The organism is Flavobacterium ustbae (genome assembly GCF_003946915.1).
In the GTDB taxonomy this organism is placed as follows: domain Bacteria; phylum Bacteroidota; class Bacteroidia; order Flavobacteriales; family Flavobacteriaceae; genus Flavobacterium; species Flavobacterium ustbae.
In genome coordinates, this window is sequence record NZ_RPOC01000015.1 from 98574 (window position 1) to 107827 (window position 9254).

12 protein-coding genes and 1 pseudogene are annotated in these 9254 nt (G+C 33.4%); 3 read left to right on the forward strand and 10 right to left on the reverse strand.

Going from position 1 to position 9254, the window contains the following annotated elements; translation table 11 throughout:
* Positions 1–463: 463 nt before the first annotated feature.
* The 3 genes from EG814_RS16680 to EG814_RS16690 form a co-directional block, all read right to left on the reverse strand.
* On the reverse strand, positions 464–1531 hold the full coding sequence (locus EG814_RS16680; RefSeq protein ID WP_125723034.1) for a BamA/TamA family outer membrane protein: 1068 nt from the start codon (positions 1529–1531) through the stop codon (positions 464–466).
* A gap of 107 nt (positions 1532–1638) precedes the next feature.
* Positions 1639–2841, reverse strand: coding sequence for an FAD-dependent oxidoreductase (locus tag EG814_RS16685; RefSeq protein ID WP_125723035.1), 1203 nt, complete (start codon positions 2839–2841; stop codon positions 1639–1641).
* Between the two features lie 30 nt (positions 2842–2871).
* Entirely contained in the window at positions 2872–3630 is a 759-nt protein-coding gene (locus EG814_RS16690) for a helix-turn-helix domain-containing protein (protein ID WP_125723036.1), read from the reverse strand.
* Between the two features lie 311 nt (positions 3631–3941).
* Between EG814_RS16690 and EG814_RS21100 the strand changes: the two genes are divergently transcribed.
* Positions 3942–4478, forward strand: a complete 537-nt coding sequence (locus EG814_RS21100; protein ID WP_206430318.1) for a hypothetical protein — start codon at positions 3942–3944, stop codon at positions 4476–4478.
* A 194-nt stretch (positions 4479–4672) separates the two neighbouring features.
* Here EG814_RS21100 and EG814_RS16700 read toward each other — a convergent pair whose 3' ends face one another.
* The 4 genes and pseudogenes from EG814_RS16700 to EG814_RS16715 all read right to left on the reverse strand — a co-directional run bounded on the left by EG814_RS16700 (position 4673) and on the right by EG814_RS16715 (position 6684).
* Positions 4673–5062, reverse strand: coding sequence for a RidA family protein (locus EG814_RS16700; RefSeq protein WP_125723037.1), 390 nt, complete (start codon positions 5060–5062; stop codon positions 4673–4675).
* A 95-nt stretch (positions 5063–5157) separates the two neighbouring features.
* Entirely contained in the window at positions 5158–5721 is a 564-nt protein-coding gene (locus EG814_RS16705) for a Crp/Fnr family transcriptional regulator (RefSeq protein WP_125723038.1), read from the reverse strand.
* A 13-nt stretch (positions 5722–5734) separates the two neighbouring features.
* Positions 5735–6178, reverse strand: a pseudogene (locus EG814_RS16710) (transposase); the annotation flags it as partial.
* A gap of 128 nt (positions 6179–6306) precedes the next feature.
* Entirely contained in the window at positions 6307–6684 is a 378-nt protein-coding gene (locus EG814_RS16715; RefSeq protein ID WP_125723040.1) for a hypothetical protein, read from the reverse strand.
* 131 nt (positions 6685–6815) lie between these two features.
* Between EG814_RS16715 and EG814_RS21270 the strand changes: the two genes are divergently transcribed.
* On the forward strand, positions 6816–6941 hold the full coding sequence (locus tag EG814_RS21270) for a hypothetical protein (RefSeq protein ID WP_262700660.1): 126 nt from the start codon (positions 6816–6818) through the stop codon (positions 6939–6941).
* 4 nt (positions 6942–6945) lie between these two features.
* On the opposite strand, the gene EG814_RS16720 is transcribed toward EG814_RS21270, so the two are convergent.
* Positions 6946–7578: a nitroreductase family protein gene (locus EG814_RS16720; RefSeq protein WP_125723041.1), complete on the reverse strand. Its 633-nt coding sequence runs from the start codon at positions 7576–7578 to the stop codon at positions 6946–6948.
* A 109-nt stretch (positions 7579–7687) separates the two neighbouring features.
* On the opposite strand from EG814_RS16720, the gene EG814_RS16725 reads away from it, so the two are divergent.
* Entirely contained in the window at positions 7688–8044 is a 357-nt protein-coding gene (locus tag EG814_RS16725) for a winged helix-turn-helix transcriptional regulator (RefSeq protein WP_235830999.1), read from the forward strand.
* Between the two features lie 49 nt (positions 8045–8093).
* Here the strand turns inward: EG814_RS16725 and EG814_RS16730 are convergent, their stop codons facing one another.
* Together EG814_RS16730 and EG814_RS16735 are read right to left on the reverse strand one after the other, a co-directional pair.
* A complete protein-coding gene (locus EG814_RS16730; RefSeq protein WP_125723042.1) occupies positions 8094–8567 on the reverse strand; it encodes a MarR family winged helix-turn-helix transcriptional regulator in 474 nt (157 codons plus the stop codon).
* 3 nt (positions 8568–8570) lie between these two features.
* The gene (locus EG814_RS16735; protein ID WP_125723043.1) at positions 8571–9056 is read right to left on the reverse strand and encodes a GNAT family N-acetyltransferase; all 486 of its coding nucleotides are present in this window, start codon (positions 9054–9056) and stop codon (positions 8571–8573) included.
* Between the last annotated feature and the right edge of the window lie 198 nt (positions 9057–9254).

The window sequence follows — 9254 nt, forward strand, 5'->3', positions numbered from 1 at the left end:
AAAAAATTATGCTGAACATGAATCTGCAATAAGTTTGATTATAATAATGAGGAGGGGCTTAATTCAAATTTAGGGAAACTAATCGTTGCGATTTTTTTTTCGTTGTTTCATATTATAAAATGAAACAAGATAATTAGTATCTGAAACATTAAAGCCGATTATTTTGTTGAAAATCAGTGTTAAATTAAAGTCGTTCTGCTCTCATTTGTTTCATTGTCAAAAGCTAGAAGTGAATTCCTTTGACAGTATAATTGCTTAATAATCAGGGTGAATTGTGAAATTGGTTTCGATAATTAATATAACAAATTACGTTTTAGTAATTATTGTTTTAACTACCAATTGAATTTTCTCAGTAAACCATTAGACAAATCTTAGAACACCTTTTTTGTATAACATTTATAGTAAAAAATCCGTTTTATCTGCGTCTTTGCGAAGCAAATCTGTTTTATCTGCGTTCTAATTTTTAAAAAGCTTCGCCAATTCTAAAATAGATTCCCCAATCGCCTTTACCAACAGCGCCATCTAAACCAACATTAAATTTTGATTTTTTGAAAGGATTGTATCGATAACCAATACCACCTCCGGGATACATTTTCCAGTCAAAGCTGGGAGTGTCAGAACCATAGATTGTTGCAATTCCAAAAAATCCGACCAAGCCCATTTTTTTAGCAAAGTTGTAGCGATACTCACCTTGAATATCCATTAAACCCGAACCGCGATATTTCCCTTCAGAATACCCTCGAATATCTGTTCCGCCAATAGTACTTTGCTGTTCAAATGCAACATTTCCGAGTCCGAACTTGCCGTATAAACGCGCTGCAATCACATCTTTTCCCTCGCGATTTTGGAAATATTTATTGGCTTGAAAAGAAATTCGATTTGATGCCAATTCGTTATCTAGAAATTTAGGATAGGTTGACCAGTCCATTTTAATTTTATAACCCTCAGTCGGATAATAAACGGCATCTCTTGTGTCATACAATAAATTAAACACCACTGCATTACTGTGCGAAACCGAAGAAGGAGAAATATCATCTTCATAGCTCGTATTATAATGCGCATAAGTATAAGAAAGTCCGCCGTAAAATTTTCCGACAATCTTACGCTGACCTCCAATGCCTAAAACAGTAGTTTTGGTTCCATAATCATAAAAGTCAGGCTGTTCGCTATCATCGACATAAAACTGCGAATTCTGATTTCCGTTAAAAAAGAAAAGTTTCAAACGCCATTTGTCCTCATTCAGATACCATTTATTAAAAAAGGCCAAAACATACGATTTATTGGTGGTGTAAATGGCCGACATTCCCGACAATGATTTCGGCGAAATAGTATCTGCTTCATTAAGTCTGTACATCGCCATAGGTATAGCGCCAAACATAAAATCGAGATTCCTGTTGTAACTCAGATAAGGCATTACTCTCAGTTCAATTCTTTTTTCTTTTGTTTTTTTCGGAAGAGAATCGGCTATTTTTTGTCCGTAAGTAGAATAAACAAAACCTGCACAAAAGAATAAGAGTAGAAAATGCCTCATTGTTAAATATATTTAGTGAAACTTATTTTGGAGTATCCTTGCTAAATCGCGCTTTTCAGCTACTTGTAAATTTAAATAAAAAATATAAGTATTTGGAATTAAAATAGTTAAGACTGTGCTGTTTTATTAAAAATTGAAAGCAGTTTTTCTAAAGCATCTGTAGCATGCAGCTGTTCTCCGTTTTTTAATGTGTTTTCTAATGCTTTTGCAGCTCTCTCTAGCATTCGTTTTTCAAAATAGGAAAGAGCATTTTTTAAATCAGAAAATTGATTATTGGTCAAAAACTCTGATAATTCAAGAGCGTCAAGCATCGCTAGATTAGCGCCTTTTCCCGCAAAAGGAGGCATGCGATGTGCGGCATCGCCAATAACTGAAATGTTTTCCTGCGTTTTCCAAGTTTGGTTTTGAGGAAAATAATATTGCGGACGTGGTATAAAAAACAGTTCTGGGCTTTTAAACAACTCATGCCATTCTGAGCTCCAATCTGGGTAAACATCTTTAAACCATTCAAAAATTTGAGTATTGTCTTTAAAATTCATGTTGTTTTCAGAAATCCACTTTTCGGGTATTTTACTGCTGAGCAGAAATAGTAAAGATCCGTCTCCTTTTGTACCGTACATAATGGTTTGTTCGTTTCCAAAAGCCAAAACTTTTCCGTCTTTAGAAAATTCAAAAAGCTTTGAAGCATTTTCTTTGGCATTATAAATTGTGCCTTCAATCATGGTAATGCCAGAATAAATAGGTTTTTGTGTACTTATATAAGGACGAATTTTAGAATTTGCTCCATCTGCACCAATTACCAAATCGGCATAAGCGCTGGTTTCATTTTTAAAGAATAACCGCCAGCCCTCATTTTCTTTTTCCATTGAAAGAAATTGACTGTTCCAAACGACCGTTTCTGGCAAAAGCGAATTCAATAAAACAGTTCGAAGATTAGAACGGTCTATTTCTGGTCGAGGTTTTGAAATATCTTGAAGGGAATCATGTTTTGAATTTGGAATTTCTTCAGAAACTGATTTCGACATAATATGCTCATCAAATTTCAATTCAAAATTTTGATCTACAATTCGAGCTTTACTGGTGTTGGGACGAACATTTTGATAGAATTTGTCCAATAAATTGGCTTTTTTCATAGCCAATAAACCAGAATCTTCATGTAAATCTAAGGGAGAACCTTGTACGCGGATTTCTGCGTTGAGGTCTCTTTCGTATACTTTTACTTTTATGTTTTGAATTTGCAAAAGACGAGCCAGCATCAAACCGCCCATTCCGCCGCCAACAATGGCAACGCGTTTATTTTCTAGTAACATAGTTTTGTGTTTAAAATCTATGTTGCAAAATTATTTAGCAGAAAGAGCAGATAATAGTATAAATCGGTCGTTTTTGTTTTGAAAAAGCACTTTTGGAACTGAACCCGATATTTTTTTTATTTCTTTAATGAAATGTGTCTGATCGGAAAAATTCTCTTCTGGAAAAAGTTTGCCTTTTGCAATATGTTCTAATGAAGTTCGGAAACGAAGAACAGAACAATAGGCTTTCAGCGAAAGCCCAAAATATTGATTGAAGTAACGGTTTATTTGACGGCTGCTCCAGTTAGATTGTTCCGATAATTCTTTTACAGTCATCGAGCCATTGCTTTCATAAATAAGTCGGAAGAGTTTTTGTTTCCGATTATCGATTTCCTTTATTAATAAGGAGTAAATTTTTGCAGTAGCTTTTTTGCAAAACAATTCAAAATCATCCAAATCATTTTCATCAAAATCCCAAAAGTCATTCTCTAATAATTTACCAGAGTTTAAAATTTCGGCAACGCTTTCATGAAAAACGTATTCCACAGCGAGAAGTTTAAAACTAATAACGAAAGTTGTACTATTGGCAGGAATCTTTCCTTTTTCATATTGCTGTGTTCCTAAGCCTAATAGTCTAATCTGAAAAGGAGTTTCAGCAGTTTTGATTAACGACAAATCAATTCGGCCGTCGGGAAGCCCAATTGTTTCTAGCGTTTGATCCGATTTGTTTTTCATATACCAAAAACTATCAACAAAATCTGAAAGGTTTTTGTTGGATTTTATAGTCTGATATTCTAAATCGCCGATCATTTTATCAAATTTAAAGCGAAATTAGGCAATTTCTTTGCTCTTTTCTATGAAATAGAAACAGCTCTGAAGGGGGTTTAAAGGTGTTTAGAATTTTAAAAAAAAGACAATGAAAAACTTAACATTGGGTAAGTGACTGATTTATAAGTTAATGAAGTCGATTTTTGAAGCCAATGAAAAACTTAACATTGGGGAATAGCTTTTTCAATTTATCTTTGTTTATTATTTTTTGATGTTAATTTAATGATTTAATAACATTGAAAATTAGTTTAATCAGAAATAAATTTAATCAATTTCTTAAAATTAACAGTATAATGGCAAAAGAAGTGCTTACTAATGAAATCGATCAGGAAGTAGAAGTTGCTCCAGTTGTTTCTAACGAAGAAGGCGAACAGCAGGAAATTCCAGCTTCTGAAACAGTGTCGGCTGAGGCAGAAAATTCAGAATCTAAAACAAAACCTAAAAGAGCTCCAAGAAAAGCAGCAGTAAAAGAAGTGGCAACTACAGAAGAAATTGCTGTAGAAACCGTAGAAACTGAAGCAGGAGAAGAAGCTGAGGCTGTATCTGAAACTGAAGAAGAAACAGCTGATGAAAATCAAGAAAAATCGAAATCTAAAAAGAATAAAAAGATGAAAGAAAAAGAGAAAGAAGAGAAAAAGAAAAAAGTAGCTAAGAAAAAAGCAAAAGCGAAAGCAAAAGATAAAAAGAAAGACAAAGCGAAAAAAGCAAAATTAAAAGCGAAAGCAAAAAAGAAAGCTAAAGCGAAAAAAGCGAAAGATAAAGCTAAAGCGAAAAAAATCGCAAAAAAGAAAGCAAAAAGATCTAAAGCTAAAAAGAATAAGAAGAAGTAATTAGTTCTTGGTTCTTAGTCCTTAGTCCTTAGTTTTATTCTTAAGTCCTTAAAATAGGGGAGATTGAAGATTAAAGTTTGGAATTTGGAATTTCAGATTTGGAATTTATAATTTTGAATTTCAAAATTGAAAATTTTATTTAAAAAATGCTGTACAAAAGGATAGCCGTACAGCATTTTTTATTTTAACCCAAATTATTTTACAACCGTTGCTTCCAATTCTACTTTTAAGGTTTCGAAAAGGCTTTTTATTTCCAGCAATGTCGTTGCCTGAGTAATATTATGCTTAGTAATCCAGTCTTGCAGAATGCTAAAATGAGGCCATAGTTCTGCTGTAGAAGTGGTATAAATATTTAAACGCACGATTCCGCTGCATTCATATCCTGCTTCAGTAATTACTTGTTCTAAATTTTGTAGGGTTTGAATAATTTGAGATTCCATGTTCTCATTGCTCGAAATTCCCTCTGCGCTTATAGCCGTTTGTCCAGATACGTACAATGTTCCTTCCGGATTTTTTACTTCAACTGCCTGTGCGTAGCTGCGTTCATCTTGCCATTTCCACGGATTGATAACTCTTTTTTCCATCTGTATTTTGTTTTAAATTATAAAGACAAAATTCAGATTTATTGCAGATTTATGCCGTTGATATTCCTCACAAATAAAAAGTGATCTACATCACATCAGGAAGAAAGCCGGCTGAGTGTTTCACGCGATACTCCCAAATAAGAGGCAATTTGACTTTTGGATACACGCTGAAAAAGTGTCGGATATTGTTTTAAAAGCTGTTCGTATCGTTCTTTTGAGTTTGAAGTGAGCCAGGAAATAATTCGACGCTGCGAACCTAAAAAGCCAAAAGTGGCTTTCTCCAGAAAAAAGCGCTCCATTTTTTGCAAACCATCGCATAGCTTTTTATAATCTTCGAGTGTACAGCAAAGTACTTCGGTATCTTCTAGACATTCAAGAGACATAGTTGACTTGGTCTGGGTATAATAAGCATAAAAATCGCTTTCCCACCAGTCTTCCATAGCAAAAGAAACAATATGTTCTTTTCCTGATTCATCAGTAAAAACTAATTTTACTAGTCCGCTAATTATAAAATAAGAATACGGTACGGGTTCGTCCTTCTGGATAAGAAATTGATGTTTTTTGAATTTTTTTGTGCTGAAATGCGAGATTACAAAAGTAAATTCTTCGTCAGTTAAAGGGATATTTTTTTCGATGTGTGCTCTTAAATCAGCTTTCATATTAGATTTTAGTTTTCTTTTCCAAAGCAAGCTTGTCGATTTTCTGTAAAAATTCAGCATCAAATTCAGAATAAGCTCTTAGTCGGTATTTTTCGTCTCTAATTTTCATAACCAGACGAATTTTCTGCACCATCAGCCAGATCGGCTCGTATCTTTTATGACCTAATAAATATTGAATTTTAAGTATAGATATTCTTCTGTGTGAAAGTGTCATCAATTCGATACAGATCATCCAATATCGAATAGGAAGATTAGAGTTTTCCATTACAGTTCCAGAACGCAGACTCATACGGCTACCACACTTACGGCATTGAAATTTTAAATCATTCTGACGAAAAGAATGAGCGTCATGCCCACATTTTCTGCATAAAAGACCATTTTCTAAACGTTTGTTCTTGAGTTCTTCTATGCAAGTTGCTTCGTCAGAATATTTTTCAAAATAAGCGCGTAATTCCATTTGTGCAATTCCTTAATTTACATTTCGAAATATAAAAATATTTTAAAAGAAACGAATAGTAATTGGCATAAAAAATAAAAGGAATACTCGCAGTTGAATATTCCTCTTAAAAAAAGGGGCAAAATTGGTTATAATTTAGCTACTATTTCTTTTTTGTACTTATTTAGGATCGATTTTGTCATACCTAAATTAGCTTTTGTAGAATCTACAGCCAGGTAAATAAAGTAAGCCTGATTGTCAGAAACATCAATAATGTGAATTTGTGAACTTAACGTAATCATGATATTGTCAATAACCTGACCGTTTAAATGCAACGCTTTAATGGCGTTCATTTTTGCTTTAACTACTTCAAGATTGTAGGCAGATGCCAATTCTGGATCAAAATCTGCAATCGCAGACTGTGAATAGTATGACATTCCGCTAGCGATTTCAGCCACAGAAACTGCGATGAAACCTGGGACGTTCTTCTTTAGGTCTTCCCCAAATTGCGTTAAAAAATCAGACATAGTTCTTAGAATTAAATTTGTTGTAAATAAGAATGAATTGTTTTGGATAAAGCAAAATTAGGGATACAATATTATTTAATTATCCGCATTGTGTACCTTTTTTTATACTAATATTAAAAAATAACATAAGTTTGAAAAAATCAGTTTTTTCTGTTGTTTACAATTGGTTTGAAAATGAAATCATTAAAACGAAAAATGCTTCTGAAAAAGCGCTCTTAAGCCATTTCAAAAGCATTTCTATTAAAGAAAAAAAATAATTTATTACTTGATTTCTGTTATAAATTCTTCATTTGGAGTTCTCACTTTTTTCAAGTTTACTAGCCAATCGCCAGAATCATCTCTATATCCTAAAGGTAAAACTAAAACGCTTTTTAGTCCAAGTTCTTCTAAACCTAAAAGTTTGTCCACTTCGGCAGGAACAAAACCTTCCATAGGAGTTGCGTCTACTTGCTGCTCAGCCGCTGCTGCGATTGCCACACCAAACGAAATATAAGCTTGTTTTGCAGCATGGTTAGCGTGCCATTCTTGTCCAAGAGGCTCGTACATTCCCCAAAGTCTTTGTTTGTACTCGTCCATGGCATCAGCAGGAATTCCTCTTTCGGCAATTGTTCTGTCAAACACAGCAGAAATTTTTTCTAAACTATAGCCATCCCAAGCAGCCCAAACTAGAACGTGAGAAGCATCTGTAACCTGACTTTGGTCAAAACTTACGGCTCTAACTTTTTCTTTTAACTCTTTGTTTGTGATTACAAAAATTTTGTAAGGCTGTAATCCAGAAGAAGATGGAGCAAGTTTTGCCGCTTCAAGAATATAATCTACTTTTTCTTGCGGAACAGCTTGTCCGTTCATTTTTTTTGTAGCGTAACGCCACTTTAGTGCATCTATTAAGGCCATTTTTTTTCTAATTGATTAAAATTGTATTCAAAGGTAAAGACTTTAAGTGTATTTTTGTCATTAGATTACCAAAAGTAACTGTAACATCGAGGTAACTTACTAACAAGACATGATAAAAGAACTGAAACACGATCCCCAACAATGCAATCAGCGAATTATGGCTGTTCATGATGCCATGTATATTTTAAACGGAAGATGGAAAATTTCTATCATTGCATCACTTTGTTTTAATACGTTACGATTTTCGGACTTATTGCGAGAAGTTGAAGGGATTTCGGGAAAAATGCTAAGCAGAGAATTGAAAAATCTCGAAGAAAACCAATTGGTAACGCGAACGGTTCTCAAAACACAGCCCATAACGGTTGAATATCAGCTCACAGAATACGGACATACTTTAAAAGAAGTAATAGATTCTCTAGCAAAGTGGGGGCACAACCACAGAAAAAAGATTACGGGAAAAGAATAAATGAATAGAAAAAAGACCAAAAAATAAATTCCAAATTCCAAACTTGTTACTAGATTTTAAGCTCTGCAGCTCGCTGAAAAAAACCTTGACGTTCCAATTTTTGCTCGGTTTCTTCAATGGCTTTCAAAAGATTGTTTTGATTATCGGTGATTTCGTTGAGCGTTTTTTTCATAACCGTCCAAACCGGTTGCATTTTTACAACAAGTTCTTTTCCTTTTGCTGTAAGAACAATTAGCCTTTTGCGTTCGTCTGCTTTGTCTTTTTTAGAACTAATGATTTTTTGCTTTTCTAATTCCTTCAATAAACTAATAGTTGACGGATGGCTATAACCAATTTCATTGGCAATTTCGACAACGCTCAACATCTCTTTAATGTGTAGCGTATAAATTACAGGAAACCATTTCGGTTCAAAATCAATGTTAAAAGACTTATAAATTAAAGCGCCGTCTTTGCGCAATTGCTCGCTCAGTCGCTGCAATCGCGTTGATATGGCTAAAATTCCAATTTCATCAATTATATTCATTTTCTATTGATTTAGTTTTAAATGGCAGAAAACATTGTCAGGTTTCATTAACGGAAAATCACTTGGAAGCGTTTCTTTCGGAATCGTTACAAAATCATTCTTTTCATAAAAACGCAAAGCCGCCTGCAATAACGTAACCGTTCCTAAATATAAGTCTTTAATTCCTTTTTCTTTGCTGTAGGTAATTAACTGTTCTAATAATTGTTGGGCAATTTGAAATTCTTTTCCTCTAAATTCTTTCTTGACAAACATTTTTCTAATCGCCGCGGCTTCAGAATTAAATTTTACCAAAGCAATTGTACCGACTAGTTTTTCGTCTATAAAAGCGCCAAGAAAGATTCCGCCTGGTTTATAATAAAAATTCTCAATGTCTAATAAATCGGGCTGATCTTCTAAAGTAACAGGAACATTAAATTCTTTTTGCTGAATGTTTAAAATCAAATCTACGATTTCATTTTCGTACTTGTTTTGTATAGGCTGAATTTGCATTTGTATAAAAAGTATATTAATTGTGAATGTTTAAATTCCAAATTTTAAATCCCAAATTCCAAAAAAAGAGCGTAGCGATTTTTTTGGGAAAATCTAAAATCTAAAATCTAAAATCTAAAATCTAAAATCTAAAATCTAAAATCTAAAATCTAAAATCTAAAATCTAAAATCTAAAATCTAAAATCTAAAATCTAAAAT